This is a genomic window from Bradyrhizobium manausense (assembly GCF_001440035.1).
Taxonomy (GTDB): domain Bacteria; phylum Pseudomonadota; class Alphaproteobacteria; order Rhizobiales; family Xanthobacteraceae; genus Bradyrhizobium; species Bradyrhizobium manausense.
Genome location: NZ_LJYG01000104.1, coordinates 262,142 through 280,489 on the forward strand (window position 1 = coordinate 262,142; position 18,348 = coordinate 280,489).

At 65.2% G+C, this 18,348-nt stretch carries 14 protein-coding genes and 1 tRNA gene; 11 read left to right on the plus strand and 4 right to left on the minus strand.

Annotated elements, in window-relative coordinates:
* Nucleotides 1–594: 594 nt before the first annotated feature.
* Nucleotides 595–3,702: a DEAD/DEAH box helicase gene (locus AOQ71_RS28285; protein ID WP_057753523.1), complete on the minus strand. Its 3,108-nt coding sequence runs from the start codon at nt 3,700–3,702 to the stop codon at nt 595–597.
* Between AOQ71_RS28285 and AOQ71_RS45445 the strand changes: the two genes are divergently transcribed.
* Entirely contained in the window at nt 3,701–3,883 is a 183-nt protein-coding gene (locus AOQ71_RS45445) for a hypothetical protein (protein WP_057753526.1), read from the plus strand. The two genes, AOQ71_RS28285 and AOQ71_RS45445, sit on opposite strands and share 2 nt — an antisense overlap.
* Nucleotides 3,884–4,168: 285 nt before the next feature.
* Here the strand turns inward: AOQ71_RS45445 and AOQ71_RS28295 are convergent, their stop codons facing one another.
* Complete coding sequence (locus tag AOQ71_RS28295; RefSeq protein WP_057753529.1) at nt 4,169–5,356, minus strand: CaiB/BaiF CoA transferase family protein; 1,188 nt, start codon at nt 5,354–5,356, stop codon at nt 4,169–4,171.
* A 171-nt stretch (nt 5,357–5,527) separates the two neighbouring features.
* Between AOQ71_RS28295 and AOQ71_RS28300 the strand changes: the two genes are divergently transcribed.
* Both AOQ71_RS28300 and AOQ71_RS28305 read left to right on the plus strand, forming a co-directional pair.
* Nucleotides 5,528–6,415: a VOC family protein gene (locus AOQ71_RS28300; RefSeq protein WP_057753532.1), complete on the plus strand. Its 888-nt coding sequence runs from the start codon at nt 5,528–5,530 to the stop codon at nt 6,413–6,415.
* Between the two features lie 188 nt (nt 6,416–6,603).
* Entirely contained in the window at nt 6,604–7,323 is a 720-nt protein-coding gene (locus AOQ71_RS28305) for an ABC transporter permease (protein ID WP_057753534.1), read from the plus strand.
* A gap of 11 nt (nt 7,324–7,334) precedes the next feature.
* On the opposite strand, the gene AOQ71_RS28310 is transcribed toward AOQ71_RS28305, so the two are convergent.
* Nucleotides 7,335–7,409, minus strand: a tRNA-Gln gene (locus AOQ71_RS28310).
* A gap of 246 nt (nt 7,410–7,655) precedes the next feature.
* Here AOQ71_RS28310 and AOQ71_RS28315 point away from each other — a divergent pair.
* Nucleotides 7,656–9,434 (plus strand): acyl-CoA dehydrogenase family protein, encoded by a 1,779-nt coding sequence (locus AOQ71_RS28315; RefSeq protein ID WP_057753537.1) that lies wholly within the window; start codon nt 7,656–7,658, stop codon nt 9,432–9,434.
* A gap of 140 nt (nt 9,435–9,574) precedes the next feature.
* Here AOQ71_RS28315 and AOQ71_RS28320 read toward each other — a convergent pair whose 3' ends face one another.
* Entirely contained in the window at nt 9,575–10,810 is a 1,236-nt protein-coding gene (locus tag AOQ71_RS28320) for an MFS transporter (RefSeq protein ID WP_057753861.1), read from the minus strand.
* 17 nt (nt 10,811–10,827) lie between these two features.
* Between AOQ71_RS28320 and AOQ71_RS45450 the strand changes: the two genes are divergently transcribed.
* From AOQ71_RS45450 to AOQ71_RS28350, 7 genes are all read left to right on the plus strand, one after another.
* Nucleotides 10,828–11,022, plus strand: a complete 195-nt coding sequence (locus tag AOQ71_RS45450; RefSeq protein ID WP_157083666.1) for a hypothetical protein — start codon at nt 10,828–10,830, stop codon at nt 11,020–11,022.
* 57 nt (nt 11,023–11,079) lie between these two features.
* Entirely contained in the window at nt 11,080–11,841 is a 762-nt protein-coding gene (locus AOQ71_RS28325; RefSeq protein ID WP_057753540.1) for an enoyl-CoA hydratase-related protein, read from the plus strand.
* A 200-nt stretch (nt 11,842–12,041) separates the two neighbouring features.
* On the plus strand, nt 12,042–13,700 hold the full coding sequence (locus tag AOQ71_RS28330) for a bifunctional metallophosphatase/5'-nucleotidase (protein ID WP_057753543.1): 1,659 nt from the start codon (nt 12,042–12,044) through the stop codon (nt 13,698–13,700).
* Between the two features lie 134 nt (nt 13,701–13,834).
* Nucleotides 13,835–14,764: a histone deacetylase family protein gene (locus AOQ71_RS28335; RefSeq protein ID WP_057753546.1), complete on the plus strand. Its 930-nt coding sequence runs from the start codon at nt 13,835–13,837 to the stop codon at nt 14,762–14,764.
* Nucleotides 14,765–14,837: 73 nt separating this feature from the next.
* Entirely contained in the window at nt 14,838–15,089 is a 252-nt protein-coding gene (locus AOQ71_RS28340) for an exodeoxyribonuclease VII small subunit (protein ID WP_014497196.1), read from the plus strand.
* A 569-nt stretch (nt 15,090–15,658) separates the two neighbouring features.
* The gene (dxs, locus tag AOQ71_RS28345) at nt 15,659–17,587 is read left to right on the plus strand and encodes a 1-deoxy-D-xylulose-5-phosphate synthase (protein WP_057753863.1); all 1,929 of its coding nucleotides are present in this window, start codon (nt 15,659–15,661) and stop codon (nt 17,585–17,587) included.
* Nucleotides 17,588–17,771: 184 nt separating this feature from the next.
* A complete protein-coding gene (locus AOQ71_RS28350) occupies nt 17,772–18,326 on the plus strand; it encodes a nucleoside 2-deoxyribosyltransferase (protein ID WP_057753550.1) in 555 nt (184 codons plus the stop codon).
* Nucleotides 18,327–18,348: the final 22 nt, after the last annotated feature.

Here is an 18,348-nt window from a genome sequence, read left to right on the forward strand (position 1 = left end):
ACGACGGCTCGATCGTCGACGGGGCTGTGCTCGACGTGAACCTTCGCAGCGAGATGGTTTATCCCATTGCGCAAGAGCTCAGGACACGCCAGGTGCCGTTCGTGTTCACGACAGGCTACGACCCGGTGAGCATCGCACCTCAATTCCAGGACGTGGCGCTCTGGGAAAAGCCGATCGACATCGCGTCAATGATCCGCGGACTCGGCGGACTGATCGGCTCGCGCCGGATGTCGTAGTGCGGTTCGAGGGCCCCTCTCGACTTGCGACAGCCAAATTGAAGCGCAGGAAATTCCGAGCCGGCTAGAGCAGCCTGCTCCAGGTCAGCCACGCTGCGACCACGACGCAGATGAAGACGGCGAGATATGGCAGGAAGACGCGCAGGACCGGAGTCGCTCTGGCCGCTAGCTCAACATCATCCATATCATCGCCCCGAGCATAATGAGAAAGCCCGTGATCGCCGTCCCGACGAAAACCTTTTCGACGCGATCCATTGCCGTCGTAGCCCCGTTCCCGGAACGATTTTGGAGAGTCTGGATGCGTTCCGCATTAGGCTATGTGAATCGGCAAGACATAACGCCGACCTGCGCTGCGCGATCAAGCCTCGTCGAGAAGTTCCAGCAGCTCCTCGACCCGCTCGAACGGGGCATCGCGCATCGGGCTGTGATAGACGACGCGATCGCCGTCGCGCTGCAGCGATTTGCCCTTGGACTTGCGCAGCCGTCCCGGCAGGAACGTCGCGGCCACCGCGCTTTGCCCGACGTCGAGGCGAATGATGCCGCGGCGCTTGCAGTCCAGCCGCAGCCGCGCCGCTGCAAAGAAATCGCGTGCGGCCTGCGGCAAGGGTCCGAAGCGGCGCGAGGTCTCCTCTTCGAGATCGTCGAGATCGTCCTCGCTGGCGCAGCGCGCGGCGCGGGCATAGAGCTCGAGCCGCACCGGCGCCGATTGCACGTAGCTCGGGGGCAGCATATCCGCGATCGGCAGGTTGAGATCGGGCACCCACACCACGGACATGCCGTCGTCGACCTTCTCCGAGGCCATCTTCAGGAGGTGGCTGTAAAGCACCGGGCCGAACACCTGGACGTGGCCGGATTGCTGCTCCGAGAACAGGTCGCCCGCGCCGCGCAGATCAAGGTCGCGCTCGCTGATGGCAAAGCCGGCGCCCGGACGGCTGAACTCCTCCAGCACCGCGAGCCGCTTTTCTGATTGCCCCGAGGCCGACTCGGTCAGGAGATAGGCGAAGGCGCGGATGCCGCCGCGCCCCACACGTCCGCGCAGCTGGTGCAGCTGGGCCAGACCGAAATTCTCCGGCCAGCACACCACGATGGTGTTGGCCCGCGGGATGTCGAGACCGCTCTCGACGATGTTGGTGGCCAGCAGCACGTCGGCCTTGCCCTCGACGAAGGTCATCATGCGCTCGTCGATCTCGTCGGCCGGCAGTTTGCCGTGCAGGCAGACGATCTTCAGATCGGGCGCGACCGCCTGCACCCGGGCCAGCATCGGCTCCAGATCCTGGATGCGCGGGCAGATCAAGAAGCTCTGCCCGTGCCGCCGCTGCTCGCGCAGCAACGCCGAGGCGATGGCAGCATCCGACAGCGGCGCGATCTTGGTCGCGACCGGCAAGCGATGCACCGGCGGCGAGGCAATGACGCTGAGGTCCCTGAAACCGGCAAGGCCGGCCGCGAGCGTGCGCGGGATCGGCGTCGCGCTCATCCAGAGCGTATGGGCGTTCCTGGCCAGCCCCGACAACTTTGCCTTCTCGGCAGCGCCGAAATGCTGCTCCTCGTCGATGATGACGAGGCCGAGATCATCGAACTTCACGTCCTTCGACGTCAGCGCCTGCGTGCCGACCACGACCTTGATCCGGCCGCTGCGCAGGCCCTCCCTGGTCTCCCTGACCTCCGCGCCCGAGGTGGCGCGCGACAGGCTGCCGACCTCGATATCAACAGGCGCAAAGCGCTTGCGGAAGGTCGCAACGTGCTGCCGCGCCAGCACGGTGGTCGGCACCGCGATCGCGACCTGCTTGCCCGAGAGCACCACGGCCGCCGCCGCGCGCAGCGCCACCTCGGTCTTGCCGAAGCCGACGTCGCCGCAGATCACGCGGTCCATGGGATGGCCGGAGGCGAGGTCGTCCAGCACGTCGTGGATCGCCTTGGCCTGATCGATGGTGGTGAAATAGGGAAAGCGCGCGACGAATTTTTCGTAAGGCGCCCCCGGCGGCACCAGCTTTGCCGCCTTGCGTCGCTTGCGCTGGCTGATGTGCTTGGCAAGCACCTTGCCGGCGGCCTGGATCTCCTGCTCGGCCGCGCTGCGGCGCGCCCACCATGTGCTGCCGTCGGCCTTGTCGAGCGCGAGCTTGCCGCGCTCGGTGGAATACGGCCACATCAGCGCCAGATCGGGCGGCGGCACCAGGACCGCGTTATCGCCGGCGAAGGACAGGCGGACCATCTCGCGCATGGCGCCGCCGCCGGTGTTGACGGTCTGCAAGCCGTCGAGCACGCCGATGCCGCGCTGGAGATGCACGACCACCGTGCCCTGCTCCGGCACGTCAGCATGATCGAATGCCGCGCTCCAGCTTCGCGCCATCGGTTGCGGATGATGCGCGCGGCTGCCGAGCACGTCGGTCGCGGTCAGAACCACGGCAGGCTTCTTGCCCGGCATGACGAAGCCGCCATCGAGATCGGCGAGCAGCGCCACGTCGCGATGGCGCGCGCCCTCGGCCTCCGCCCAATCGGCGATGCGCTCCGTCTTGACACCGCTCATCCGCTCCATCACGCGCAGATCCTCCTCTTGCGCGGCGACGAAGATGAAGCGCGAGCCGGCGCGCCTCACCTCTTCGACGTAGGCGCGCAGGGCTTTCCTGGCGGACGACAGCTTTGAGAATTCCGGCGTCGGCTGGAACGGAGAGGTGCGCGGCAGCACCTTCGTGCCGCGGGTCGCCTGCTTCCAGTCGCTTCGCCCGAGATATTCGCGTTCCCTGTCAGCGCGGCCTGCGGCCTCCTCGATCGTGCTCAGCCAGGCACCGGCATGATCAGGCACGCCGGCATCCGCGATCCACCTGGCCTTGCCGCAATAGTCGAACAGCGTCGCACGCCTGGCGCGCGCGCCTGACAGGGCCGTTCGTTCCGACATGGGATCGACGAGAAGCTCTTTTGTCTCGAAGATGATGTCGTGCTGTTGCGGGTCGAACGCCACGATCCGCTTGATGGTGCGCCCGGAATGCTCCACCCGGAACGGCCCCAGCGCGCCAGCGGGAAATATCTCGAAGGTCTGGCCGTGAAACAGCGCGCCGCCCGGATAATCCGGCTCGTCGTCGAGATCGTAGCCCAGCTCTTCCAGGCGGGCGCGAAGCTCGCTCTCGGAGAAGGGGCCGCCGACCTTCAAGCTGAGGTTCAGACGCAACAGGCTCGCCGGCGGCGGCAGGCGCTCCATCACGGCTTCAGCCGTGGAGATGAGAAAGATCGGCTGTTTGGCTTTCGCCAGGCGCCGCAACACCGAGGCTCTGCGGCCCGCGATCTCGCGCGATGGTTCCAACTGATCGAACGGCAGGGTGTTCAGCCGCGGAAACACCAGCACCTCGCAAGTCGGGTCCAGCGCGTGAATGACGCTGCCAAGCCGCTCGGCCCTGTTCTCGCTCTCGGCGAGGAACACAAGACCGCTGCGGCCAGATTCTTTCCACTGCGCCAGCAGATGCAGCGCCATCATGCCCAGCGGCGACGACGAGGAGATCGTGGCGCGCTGCGCGCCCTTGCTCGGCTTCGGCGAAGCCTTGCCTGGCGGGCGCCTGCTTGTCGGGCTGTTTGCGAGCGCGCGCTTTCTGGGCGAAGTCTTGACTGCCGCTTTCTTGATTGCCGCGTTCTTGGCGGGCCGCAATGTCTTGGAATGACGCACGTGAATCCGTTTCTCGTCTTAGGCAGTCGTCTTGGGTCGTCGTCTTGGGCAGTCGTCTTGGGCAGTCGTCTTGGGCAGTCGTCAATGCCAGGCGCCACCGAGCTCATGATGATTCGGTTGCGAATGGTCATGCATATGGGATGGGGCGCACGAACATGCGCCTCTCCGAAAAACCTCGTGCCACGCAGAGGTCGCCGGCCAACGCACAATGCGCGAGGATGAGCCGCCAGTCGTCTAGCAGACGCGCCGGCCTATTTCCACTCCTGTGATCAGATCGCGGCTAAATGATGCCGCTCTGCCGCAGCGCTGCGATCGCGGCCTTGTCGTAGCCCAGTTCCGCCAGCACGGAATCAGTGTGCTCGCCGAGCGTCGGCGGGCGCGATGCGATCTGGCCCGGCGTTTCGGACAGTCGGATCGCGGCGCGCGCGACCGGGGCCTGCTTCGGCAAGCCGGGATAGTCGACGTCCTGCAGGAAGCCGGCGGCGCGAATGTGTGGATGATCCAGCGCCTGTTGCGGGCTCAGCACCGGCCCGGTCGGGATCATCGCCTTGCCGAGTGCGTCGACCGCCTCCTGTGTGGTGCGCATCGCGCACCAGCGCGCCATCCGCTCGCTGATGACACGGCCGTTGTTGCCGCGGCTGATATCGTCGGCAAAGCGCGGATCGTTCAGCCAAAGCTCCTCCTCGCCCATCAGCTTGGCCCAGCGCTTGAACAGCGGATGGCCCGTGACCTGGCACAGCACCCAGCCGTCCCTGGTGCGATAGATATCCGCGGGCGCCGCGGTCTGGCCGAGATTGCCTGTGGGCACGCGGTTGACGTTGATGACCGCCTGCTCGATCAGCGTCGCGTTGGTGAAGGACAAAGCGGTCGCCAGCAGCGCGCCCTCCACGATCTGCCCGCGCCCGGATTTGCCGCGCTCGATCAGCGCGGCAAGCGTCCCGAAGGCACAATGCAGTGCCGTGCCGAAATCGACCCAGTTCACCGCGGCGCGATATGGCGGATCGCCCGCGCCGGTCATGTAGACCGAGCCCGACATGACCTGGCCGACGCCATCGAAGCCGACGCGGTCGGACCAGGGACCCGGCCCGCCGAACGCGGTCGCCGTCGTCAGGATGATGTCGGGCTTGATCGCCTTGAGTGAATCATAGTCGAGCTGCATCGCGCGGAGCGTTTGCGGCGGCAGATTGGCGACGACGACGTCGGCGGTCGCGATCAGCTTGCGCATCACCTCCTGCCCCTTCGCCGTCATCGGATCGAGCGTGATGCACTTCTTGTTGCGGTTGACCTGGAGGAACAAGGCACCCTCGCCGCCTTCGCCGACCGGCGCCACGAAGCGGTCCTCACTGCCGTCGCGCTTCTCGACCCTGATGACCTCGGCGCCGAACTCGGCCAGCAATGTCGCGCAATAGGGACCCGCGATATAGCGCCCGAAATCGAGGACGCGCACGCCTTCCAGAACTCCCCCCATCGACCTCGTTCCTTATCTCTTTCCAGCCAGATTACAGGGAATGGGTGCCGCGGCAAGATGGCAGCTCACACCCTGCCTTGCTCGCAAGATGTGATGGCGCAAGTGTTTCGGCTGGCGGAAATTCTGCTCTAGTATGGAGCAGCAGTCCCTCCAGCCGGAAGCACGATAGCCATGCCGCAGCAATTCGACCGATCCGCAGAAGATCTCGGCAACGCCATTCATCTCGAGCACGTCAACATCACGGTTCCGGATCAGCGCCTCGCCACGCTGTTCTACGTCACCGGCCTCGGGCTGACCCGCGATCCCTATCTGATGGTCTCGGACACCAACATGTGGATCAATGCCGGACGCAGCCAGTTTCATCTGCCCAGCGGCAAGGCGCAGGTGCTGCGCGGCCATACCGGGCTCGTCATCGAGGGACGCGAGGCGCTGCTGGCGCGACTGGCCTCGATCAAGGGCAAGCTCGAAGGCACCGCCTTCAGCTACGCCGAGCACAATGATTATGTCGAGGCGACCTGCCCCTGGGGCAATCGCATTCGCGTCCATGAACCCGATGCGGCGCGCTTCGGGCGCATCACGCTCGGCATTCCCTATGTCTCGTTCGATGTGCCGGTGGGATCGGCCCAGGCGATCTGCGCCTTCTATCCTGAGGTCATGGGCATGCCCGCGGGCTTGCGCAACGGTGACGGCAAGGTCGCCGCGGTGAAGACCGGCCGCGACCAGCATCTTTTGTTCCGCGAGACCGACCGGCCGCAGCCGGGCTATGACGGCCACCACGTGCAGATCTACATCACCGATTTCTCCGGCCCCTATCGCAAGCTGCTGGCGCGCGATTTGATCTCGCGCGAGGACAATCAGTATCAGTACCGCTTCTGCGACATCGTCGATCTCGACAGCGGCAAGCCCCTCTTCACCGTCGAGCACGAGGTGCGCAGCGCGACGCACCCGATGTTCATGCGGCCGCTGGTCAATCGCAATCCCGCCGTCAACAACCGCAACTACGCGCACAGTCACGACCAGACGTCGTGGGCGATGGGACCGGATCAATACGAGGGGTAGCGAGCACCCGGCGGGGGCTGGGAGGGATCGAACCTCCGTCGATGGCGTATTGCGTGTCGGACATCTGCGGTGCGCGCCGCCTCGCCTTCCGCGCTGCCTGGATCCGCGCTCGATGAACTCGCTCGACCAACGACTTGAGCGGGGAAGCGAGGCGAGCCCCGAACCTGTTTGCTCGAGGCGCCGGCTACGTGTCCTCGATCCTGCAGCAGGAAACGACGAACTATCTGCATTCCCGCGGCATCGCGCGCGAACTGCCGGTGCGCAGCGTCGAACGCGCCTTCTTCAATCCGAACCTGGAAGGCTTCTGGCACATGGCGATCAATGCGCTGGTGGAGAACCTGACCATGCTGACCATCCCGCTGGTCGGCGCAGCGGTCATTCGCGAGCGCGAGCGCGGCACCATCGAACATCTCCTGGTCATGCCGGTCCGCGCGCATGAGATCGCCGCCGGAAAGATCTGGGCCAATGCGCTGGTGGTGGCGTTCTTCGGCACGTTGTCGCTGCTGATCGTGATCAAGGGCGTATTGCACGTGCCGATCGCGGGCTCGATCCCGCTATTCGTTGCCGGCATGGTGCTCTATCTTTTCGCCACCGCCTCGCTCGGCATCCTCCTTGCGACCATTGCCAACACCATGCCGCAGTTCGCGCTGCTCGCGATCCCGGTATTCCTCATCCTCAACATGCTGTCGGGCGGCGCCTCCCCGCTCGAAGCCATGCCGCAGCCGCTCCAGGTCGCGATTCAGGTTTCGCCGGCCGTGCATTTCGTGCAATTCACGCAGTCGGTGTTGTGTCGGGGCGCCGGCATCGACCAGGTCTGGCCGCATCTCGCCGTGATTGTCGCGCTTGGCGCAATCTTCCTGGCGGCCGCACTTGCCCGTTTCCGCCGGATGCTGGCACGGGTGCAGTAGTGCTCGGGAGCTGGCTGGGGCGGGAGGGATCGAACCTCCGAATGGCGGAATCAAAATCCGCTGCCTTACCGCTTGGCTACGCCCCATCAGGTGACCACGGGAAGGGCGGGCGAGCTGGCACCCGCAGATTCCCTTCGGTCGCAGCCGGTCTATAGGGTGCGGCGCGGCATTTCAACCGCCTGGAGGGGCAAAATACCACCGCCCGGGGCGCGGGCGCGCCACACCTTAATATAGGCGGGGGCGAAGCCCCGATGCGGTCCCGTATCGCGCCCATTGAGGCCTCAGCCATTTCATGGGAATACGGCGGCAAACCTGTCCACGGGGAGTTTGCCATGACCTACCGCGCGCCGATTTCTGACATGCTGCTGTCGCTCAACCATGGCGCCGGCCTCAAGGCCGCCGTGGAGGCCGGCCATTACGGCGATTTCGACGCCGACATTGCCGCCGCCGTGCTGGAAGAGGCCGGCAAATTCGCAACCGACGTGCTGGCGCCGCTGAACAAGGTCGGCGACGAGCATGGCATCAAGCTCGATGCCGGCAAGGTGACGACGGCGCCGGGCTGGCCGGACGCCTACAAGCGCTGGATCGACGGCGGCTGGAACGCGGTCTCGGGCTCCGAGGACTTTGGTGGCCAGCGCCTGCCGCTGGCGATCAACGCCGCCTGCACCGAGATCTGGAGCGCGTCGAATATTGCCTTCGGCCTCTGCCCGCTGCTGACGGCCTCGGCGATCGAGGCGCTGGAGGCGCATGGCAGCGAGGAGCTGAAGAAAATCTATCTGGAAAAGCTCGTCACCGGCGAATGGACCGGCACGATGCAGCTGACCGAGGCGCAGGCCGGCTCCGACGTCGGTGCGCTGCGCACCCGTGCCGAAAAGCAGGCCGACGGCACCTATCGCATCAAGGGGACGAAGATCTTCATCACCTATGGCGAGCACGACATGACCGACAACATCGTGCATTTCGTGCTGGCGCGCCTGCCCGATGCCCCCGCGGGCACCAAGGGCATTTCGCTGTTCCTGGTGCCGAAATTCATGGTCAATGAAGACGGCTCGCTCGGCGCACGCAATGACATCTTTGCCTCGGGCGTCGAGCACAAGCTCGGCATGCACGCCTCCCCCACCTGCACCATGACCATGGGCGACCATGGCGGCGCCATCGGATTTTTGATCGGCGAAGAGAACCAGGGCATGCGCTGCATGTTCACGATGATGAACCAGGCCCGTCTCGGCGTCGGCCTGGAAGGCGTCGGCATCGCCGATCGCGCCTATCAGCAGGCGCTCGCCTATGCGCAGGAGCGCAAGCAGGGCCGCGCCGTCGGCAAAAAGGGCGACGGGTCGGATGCGATCTTCGTGCACCCCGACGTCAAGCGCATGCTGATGCGGATGCGGGCGCAGACCGCGGCCGCGCGCACGATCTGCTATGCGACAGCGGTCGCGCTCGACGTGTCCATGCGCGCCAGGGATCCGAAGGTCCGCGCCGATGCGGCCGCACGCGCGGCGCTGCTGACGCCGATGGCAAAGGGTTATTCCACCGATATCGGCAACGAGGTTGCCTATCTCGGCGTGCAGATCCATGGCGGCATGGGCTTCATCGAGGAGACCGGCGCCGCGCAGCATTATCGCGATGCCCGCATCACCACGATCTATGAAGGCACCAACGGCATCCAGGCGATCGACCTCGTGACGCGCAAGCTTGCCGCCAATGGCGGCGCGGCGGTGTGGGCGCTGATTGAGGAGCTCTCGGCCACGGTCAAACAGGTCGAGGCCTCCAACGATCCCGCCTTCGGCACCACCGGCGTAAAGCTGCGCGAGGCGCTGGAGGCCTTGAGGCGCAGCAGCAAGTGGCTGCTCGAACGCGTCACGTCGGCGCCGAACGAGGCGCTCGCCGGTGCGACGCCCTATCTGCAGCAGTTCGGCTCAACGCTCGGCGGCTGCCTGCTCGCCTCCGAGGCGCTCGCGGCGAAGGCCGACGGCAACACCGAGGCGGCGCGCTACGTCTCGCTCGCGCGTTTCTTCGCCGAGAACATCACCGTGCAGGCGGGCGCGCTCGAGCGCACCGTGACGGAAAGCGCGGACTCGGTCGCGGCGGCGGATGCGGTGCTGTTGGGGTAAGCTGCTTGCCGCGAGCGTCGGTGCGTAGAGCGGGTTAGCCCTGCGACCGCGCGAAGCGCGGTTCGCACGGCGTAACCCACCGCTTGTGCCGCCGCGTGAACAGAAGAGGTGGATTAGCTTCGCTAATCCACCCTATGCGCTTACGAAGCCGCGACCTCCGCCCTCTTTCCCGGCCGCCATAGCACGATGCCGGCCGCGATCACATCGAGCGCCACGCACATCGCAAACGCCATGGTGTAGTCGCCGCTCGCGCTGCGCACGAGGCCGACGATGCCGGGACCGAAGGCGCTGACGATGCCGCTGATCGACGTACCCAGCCCCATCGCGGCCGCGAACGCCGCACTGCCGATCTCGCGCTGGATGATCAAGGGCGGAAAGGTGATCATGTTGCCGATCGAAAAGCCGTAGACGGCGCAGCACAACAGCAGCACGATCGGGCTCTGGCTGTGCAGGAGCACGAGCAAGGCCGCCGCCTGGCTCATCATCGACGCCGCGCAGGCAAGCCGCGGATCGAGCCGGTCGACGAACAGGCCGAGCGTGAGTCGCCCGATCACCGCCATCGCGGCCATGATGGTGATTGCGAGGCCCGCACTGGCGCGGCCGATCAATGGTTCGAGGAACGTCACCTGGTGAATGATGAATCCCATCTGCGCCAGCAGCGCGATCGCGATCGGCAGCACCATGGTCCAGAATGATGCAACGGCGAGCAGCGCCCGGCGCGAATGGCGCGCGGCGTTGCCGCCGCTGGAAACTGGTCCCGCTGCATGCAGCGACGCGGCGGCCGGCCAGCCGGTGAAGACGACGACCACCGGCAAGACCAGCGCCACCATCACGATGGTCGCCGCCAGCATGGCCGAACGGAAGCCGATGCTGGTGCTCAGCGCCAGCAATACGGGAACGAGGATGATGCCGCCGCAGGTGGCGCCGTTGAAGGCGAGGCTGAGCGCGAGCCCGCGCCGTCGCTCGAACCAGGCGTTCAGCACGGTGGCGATCACCACCGAGCCCATTCCGGTCCAGCCGACCGACATCAGGGCATAGGCTAGATAGAGCTGCCAGGGCAATTGCATCAATCCCAGCAGCGCGGTCGATGCGCCAAGCGCCGCAAGCCCGCACAGGATCAGCGCGCGCAACCCGATGCGGACGAGCAGATCATCGGTAAAGATCACGAGGACGGCGCTCAGCAGGAACGAGAAGGTGCTGGCCGAGGACACCAGCGAGCCCGGCCAGCCATGGGCGCGCTGCAGCTCGGCGAGATAGACGCCCTGGCCGTAGAGGCCAAAGCCGAACATGAAGAAGGCCATCAGGAAACAGGCCAGCACCACGCGCCAGCCGCGGTAGCGCAGCGAGGACTCGTCAACCTCCGTTGCGGCGATCATCGTCAGATATCGGCCTGATGGAACGAACGGCTGATCGTGACGCACAACCACCGGTTTTTCAAATGAAAGATGTAGCCGATTGTTGCAATGCGCAAATCGCGCTGCTAGGTCGTTCCCCCGACGCCATCGGGGCGGGTGTCATGCAACCATTTAACGGCATCACTGCCGAATTGATTGAGCCGCAGGATTGGCACGCCTGCGGGATCATGTAGGCTGAGCTGTGCAAGACTCGCCAGCGGCAGGCGCCGCGGCGAGCGCAGGGAGTGCTCATGCCGAACGGCAATATCATCGTCACGGACGACCGCGGCACACGCGTCATCACCCTGCGCCGTCCCGGCAAGAAGAACGCGATCACGCAGCACATGTATCGCGAGATGAGCCGGGCGATCGACACCGCACAGAATAATCCCGATATCCGCTGCATGATCATCACCGGCGGCTCCGGCGTGTTCACCGCCGGCGACGATATCGACGATTTCATGCATGCCGACGCGGCCCGTCCGGAGACGTTGTCGGACGGCGCCAAATTCCTCTATTCGCTGGCGCTCAACGTCAAGCCGATCATCGCAGCCGTGGACGGTGCCTCGATCGGCATAGGCACCGTGATGCTGTTTCACTGCGACTATGTGCTCGCCTCGAACGCCGCGACCTTCTCGGCGCCCTACATCAATCTCGGGCTCGTTCCGGTCGGTGCCGCCAGCCTCCTGATGCCCCGCACCATGGGTTACCAGCGCGCCTTCGCCATGCTGGTGATGGGCCGCAGCTTCACGGCCGCCGAGGCCCATGCCGCCGGCTTCGTCAACACCGTGGTGTCGCCGGGACATACCGAGGTCGAAGCCCGCAAGGTGGCGCGCGAGATCTGCCGGCTTCCGGCCGAAGCGGTCGCAATCTCGCGCAAGCTGCTGCGCGCCCCGCCGGAAGAACTGACCCGCCGCATCGACCAGGAGGCCCATTTGTTCGGCGAGCGGTTGAAGTCCAACGATGCGATTGCCGCGTTCAATGCGTTCGCGAACAGGAAGAAGAGGAAGTAGGACTGTCCGTCGCCCCATCCCCCCGGCCGTCATTCCGGGGCGCGACGAAGTCGGGAGCTATGGTGCGCAATTGCGCACCTGAGAATCCATTCATCCACCGTCGCTGGCGCGCGATGGATTCCGGGCTCGCGCTCCGCCCGCCCCGGAATCACAGCGAGAACTTTCGTGAAATCTTCGCGCCGAGCGATTAATCTTGTTCCATGCGATACCAATCCATCCTTGCCACGCTTTCGCTCGCGCTTCTCACCCTCCCCGCCGCGGCGCAGACCGCAGCGCCGGTCGAGCTGCGGATTCTCGCGATCAACGATTTCCACGGCAACCTCCGTCCGCCGCCGGGCGGCATCCGCATCGCTGACCCCGAAGACAAGACCAGGAAGGTGATGGTGGCCGCCGGCGGTGCCGAATACATGGCGACGCTGGTGAAGCAGCTGAGCGAGGGGCACAAGAACACCATCTTCGTCGCCGCCGGCGATCTGATCGGGGCGAGCCCGTTCCTGTCGGCGATGTTTCACGACGAGCCCTCGGTCGAATCGCTTTCGATGATGGGGCTTGCGATCACCTCGGTCGGCAACCACGAATTCGACGAAGGCAAGACCGAGCTGCTCAGGATGCAGAATGGCGGCTGCCATCCCGAAGACGGCTGCCAGGGGCCGCATGCTTTCACCGGCGCCAAATTCCACTATCTCGCGGCGTCCACGGTAGAGACCGCGACCGGCAAGAGCGTGCTGCCGCCTTACGAGATCCGCGAGTTCGGTGGGATTCCGGTCGCCTTCATCGGGCTGACCCTGAAGGAGACCGCCGGCATCGTCTCGCCCAAGGGCATTGCGGGACTGGAATTTCGCGATGAGGCCGAGACGGTGAACGCACTGGTGCCGCAGCTGAAGGCGAAGGGGGTCGAGGCGATCGTGGTGCTGATCCACCAGGGCGGTGAGCCCGCAGGCGACTACAACGAATGCCCCGGCATTACCGGGCCCATCGTCGACATCGTCAAGAAGTTCGACCCTGCCGTCGACGTCATCGTCAGCGGCCACACGCACCGCGCCTATGTCTGCGATATCGATGGGCGGCTCGTCACCAGCGGCGACAAATACGGCACGCTGGTGACCGCGATCGACCTCAAGCTCGATCCTGCAACCCGCGACATCGTCGGCGCCAAAGCCGAGAACGTCATCGTCGCCAACGCTTCGCTGGCCAGGGATCCGGAGCAAACCGCGCTGATCGACGCCTATGACAAGCTCTCGGCCCCGATCGCCAACCGGCCGGCCGGATCGGTGACGCAGACGCTGTCGCGCGTTCCGAACGAAGCCGGTGAAAGCGCACTCGGTGACGTCATCGCCGATGCCCAGCTCGCCGCGACGAAGGATGCCAAGGACGGCAGCGCTGTCATCGCGCTGACCAATCCCGGCGGCATCCGCACGGATCTCGTCCCCAAGGACAACGGCGCGGTGTCCTATGGCGACCTGTTCGCAAGCCAGCCGTTCCGCAACCGCCTCGTCACCATGACGCTCACGGGCAGTCAGCTCAAGGATATGCTGGAGCAGCAATGGCTCGATCCGAAGCGGCCGCGAATCCTCCAGGTCTCGATCGGGTTCAGCTACAGCTGGGACGCGTCAAAGTCATTCGGCGAGCGCATCATGGCCGACAAGATGACGCTCAACGGCAAGCCGATCGAGCCGGCCAGCTTCTATCGCGTGACCCTCAACGACTATCTGGCGGTCGGCGGCGACGGTTTTACCGTCGCCAAGCAGGGCACCTCGCCGCAATATGGCGGCTACGATTCCGACGCGCTGTTTGCCTTCTTTAAGGCGCATGGTCCGATCGGCCCGTTGCCGGCCACCCGCATCCTGCGCGTCAATTGATCTGGATCAAGCGGGCCGGAACGGGTCGGGCCTTTGCCATTCGCTGCGGAACGCCTAGATTGGGTTTTGCATTGCGTTTTGGCGCCGGATGCGCCAAGCGACGTCGAGAGTTCGTTCCCCGTGAGGCCGACCTGATGAGCACGCTTCTTCTTTCCCACAAGGCCTGCCTCGACCATGTCACGCCGCCGGGACACCCCGAACGCCCGGATCGCCTGCGTGCGGTGGAAGAAGCGCTGTCGGTCGAGCGCTTCCAGTTCCTGGCGCGCGATCAGGCGCCGGAGGGCGATCTCGATCTCGTCACGCTCTGCCACAACGAGCACTACGTCACCGAGCTGCGCCACGTCGCGCCGAGCAGCGGCCAGATCTATCTCGACGGCGACACCTCGATGTCCCCGGGTACCTGGGAAGCGGTGATGCGCGGCGTCGGCGGCGCGGTGGCGGCGACCGAGGCCGTGATGAACGGCGAGCACCGCAACGCCTTCGTCGCGGTGCGCCCGCCCGGCCACCACGCCGAGATCGGCAAGCCGATGGGCTTCTGCTTCTTCGACAATGTCGCCATCGCCGCGCGCCATGCGCAGCGAAAATACGGCATCGAGCGGGCCGCCATCGTCGATTTCGACGTCCACCACGGCAACGGCACCCAGGACATCTTCTGGTCGGATCCATCAGTGATGTACTGCTCGACCCACCAGATGCCGCTGTTTCCGGGTACCGGCGCCAAGGGCGAGCGCGGCGATCACGACACCATCGTCAACGCGCCGCTCGCCTCGGAAGACGGCGGCCCCGAATTCCGCAGCGCGTTCGAGAATCTGATCCTGCCGCGGCTGGAGAAATTCAGCCCCGAGCTCCTCATCATCTCCGCGGGCTTCGATGCGCACTACCGCGATCCGCTGGCCTCGCTGAACTTGCGCGCGGAGGATTATGCCTGGGTGACGCGCAAGCTGATGGACCTCGCCGACAAGTCCGCCGGGGGACGCGTTGTCTCTGTGCTTGAAGGCGGCTACGACCTGCAAGGACTGAAAGAATCTGTTACGGCGCATGTCGGCGCCCTGATGGGCGCTTGAGATACCCGCCACATTAAGCCCGCAAAACTCTGCTGTTTTGCAAGCGCAGCGAATCGGGCAATCGGAAACGGATATGGCCGAAAATACCCAAGTCGACGTCTCCAGGCTCACCTTCGAGCGCGCGATCGAGGAACTCGAAACGATCGTGAAGCGGCTCGAGGACGGCAAGGTGCCGCTCGAGGAATCCGTCACGATCTACGAACGCGGCGAAGCCCTGAAACGGCGCTGCGAGGAGCTGTTGCGACAGGCCGAGGCGCGCGTCGACAAGATCACCACCGACGCCAGTGGCCAGGCCGCCGGCACGGCGCCCCTGGACGTGCAGTAAGGCCCGAAGCCACCCGACTCGCGCATCAGCCGCTTGCGATTTTCAAGATCGTACGCCCCCTTTTGGCCGGCGAAAGGAACCGGAAGGCCGGAGAGTTCCCGCCTCGGCGTTCTCCATCCCGCGAATTCCGCCGAAAAGGCCGTCTTTCCGCAAGAATCCTGCCAAGGAACCGGGCAGGATTGGAACCTTCCCTCCGGCGCCACGATTAACCAAATTGGCCCGACGGTTGCAGCTGCATACCCGTGATCGGCCCTGTGGGTTGGCTTTGGCCTAAGCTTTGGTGTAAAGCTGCGCGGAGTGTGGCTTTTTGTTAGCCTTGACGTGGGGACCGATTTTCGATGTCAAGTGCCTCAAATCGCTAATGAATTGGCTGGGACGGACGAAGCCGATCTACGTGACAGGGATCACAGAGACTGAACCGGAGCGCACTTAGGCTCACCTAAGCTTGAAGACGGGGCCTTGCCCCATGCAGGTGGCTCCGACGGTTTAAGGACTCGCGCTGCGCCGATATTGTGCAAACCCATCGCGCACCGGAATGACCTTCCGGCGCTGACAAATTGGAAATCGCCGTGAACGCATACAGTAAAACGCCGCTTCTCGACACCATCCGGACGCCGGAAGACCTGCGCAAGCTCAAGGTCGAGCAGGTTCGCCAGGTCGCCGACGAGCTGCGGCAGGAAACGATCGATGCCGTCTCGGTGACCGGCGGTCACTTCGGCGCTGGCCTCGGCGTGGTCGAGCTCACCACCGCGATCCACTACGTCTTCGACACGCCGCGTGACCGGCTGATCTGGGACGTCGGCCATCAGGCCTATCCGCACAAGATCCTCACCGGTCGCCGCGACCGCATCCGCACGCTGCGCACCGGCGGCGGCCTGTCCGGCTTCACCAAGCGCAGCGAGAGCGATTACGATCCGTTCGGCGCCGCGCATTCCTCGACCTCGATCTCCGCCGGTCTCGGCATGGCCGTCGCGCGCGATCTCTCCGGCGGCAAGAACAACGTTATCGCCGTGATCGGTGACGGTGCGATGTCGGCGGGCATGGCCTATGAGGCCATGAACAATGCCGGCGCCATGAATTCGCGCCTGATCGTGATCCTCAACGACAACGACATGTCGATCGCCCCGCCGGTCGGCGCCATGAGCGCCTATCTGTCGCGCCTCTACTCCGGCAAGACCTATCGCACGCTGCGCGATGCGGCCAAGCAGATCAACAAGCGCCTGCCCAAGATCCTCGCCAACCGCGCCAACCGCGTCGAGGAATATTCCCGCGGCTTCATGATGGACGGCGGCACGCTGTTCGAGGAGCTCGGCTTCTATTACGTCGGCCCGATCGACGGCCATAATCTCGACCATCTGCTGCCCGTGCTCAAGAACGTCCGCGACATGGAGACAGGGCCGATCCTGGTCCATGTCGTGACGCAGAAGGGCAAGGGCTACGGGCCGGCGGAAGCCTCCGCCGACAAGTACCACGCCGTCGTCAAGTTCGACGTCGCCACCGGCACGCAGGCCAAGGCCAAGCCGAATGCGCCGGCCTACCAGAACGTGTTCGGCCAGAGCCTCGTCAAGGAAGCGCAGAAGGACGACAAGATCGTCGCCATCACCGCGGCGATGCCGTCGGGCACCGGCGTCGACATCTTCAACAAGGCGTTCCCCGACCGCACCTTCGACGTCGGTATTGCCGAGCAGCACGCCGTGACCTTCGCCGCCGGTCTCGCGACCGAGGGCTACAAGCCGTTCTGCGCGATCTACTCGACCTTCCTGCAGCGCGGCTACGACCAGATCGTCCATGACGTCGCGATCCAGAACCTGCCCGTGCGCTTCGCCATCGACCGCGCCGGCCTCGTCGGGGCCGACGGTGCGACCCATGCCGGCTCGTTCGACAACGCCTATCTCGGCTGTCTGCCCAACATGGTGATCATGGCTGCGGCCGACGAAGCCGAGCTCGTGCACATGGTGGCGACCCAGGTCGCGATCAACGACCGTCCGAGCTCGCTGCGTTATCCGCGCGGCGAAGGCCGCGGCATCGAGATGCCCGAGGTCGGCATTCCGCTCGAGATCGGCAAGGGCCGCATGATCCGCCAGGGCAGCAAGATCGCCCTGCTCTCGTTCGGCACGCGTCTCGCCGAATGCGAGAAGGCGGCCGACGAGCTCGCCGCCCATGGCCTCTCCACCTCGATCGCCGATGCGCGCTTCATGAAGCCGCTCGACACCGAGCTGGTGCTCAAGCTCGCCCGCGACCACGACGTGCTGATCACGATCGAGGAGGGCTCGGTCGGCGGCTTCGGCTCGCATGTCGCGCAGTTCCTGACCGATCAGGGCGTGCTCGACACCGGCATGGTCAAGTTCCGCGCGATGGTGCTGCCCGACGTGTTCCAGGACCACGATACCCCGGCGGCGATGTACGCCCGCGCCGGCCTCGACGCCAAGGGCATCGTCGCCAAGGTGTTCGAAGCGCTCGGTAAGGATGTGAAGGCCGAGACGGTCAAGCTGGCTTGATTTGAATCACCTCTTCCGCTTGCTTGCGGGAGAGGTCGCGCCGAAGGCGCGGGTGAGGGTTCTAACCTCCGGGGGGTGTCCCCGAGAGGAGACACCCTCTCCCTAACCCTCCCCCGCAGGCGGGGAAGGGAGCAGACCGCACGCTGTGGCTTGCATCTCGGCCCCATTTTTCGGTTCGCTCCTCATGAAAATCTATCTGGCAGGTCCCGACGTGTTCCTGCCGGATGCGGTTGAGATCGGCCGCCGCAAGGCCGCGATCTGCACCGCCCACGGTCTTACCGGTCTCTATCCCCTCGACAACGCCATCGACCTCACCGCTTCAGATGCCTCGCGGCAGATCTTTTGCGGCAATGAGGCGATGATGGACGGGGCCGACGCCATCATCGCCAATCTCACCCCGTTCCGCGGTGCCGGCGCCGACCCCGGCACCGTCTACGAGCTCGGCTACATGGCCGGCCGCCGCAAATTTTGCCTCGCTTACTGCAACGATCCCGCCACCTATGCCGACCGCCTCGGTCGCTTCATGGCCGTCACCCCTGAGGACGGACGGCTGGTCGATGCGCAGGGGCTGACCGTCGAGGATTTCGGCCTCGTCGATAACCTGATGATGATCCATGCGCTGGAGCTGCATGGCTGCCCGCTGGTGACGCCGGCGCAAATGCCTGTTGACGTCTGGCATGATCTGGCCGCGTTCGAGGCTTGCGTCCGGATGGCGGCCGCGCGATTGATCGCTACATAGCGATCAATCGCTGGAGAGATCG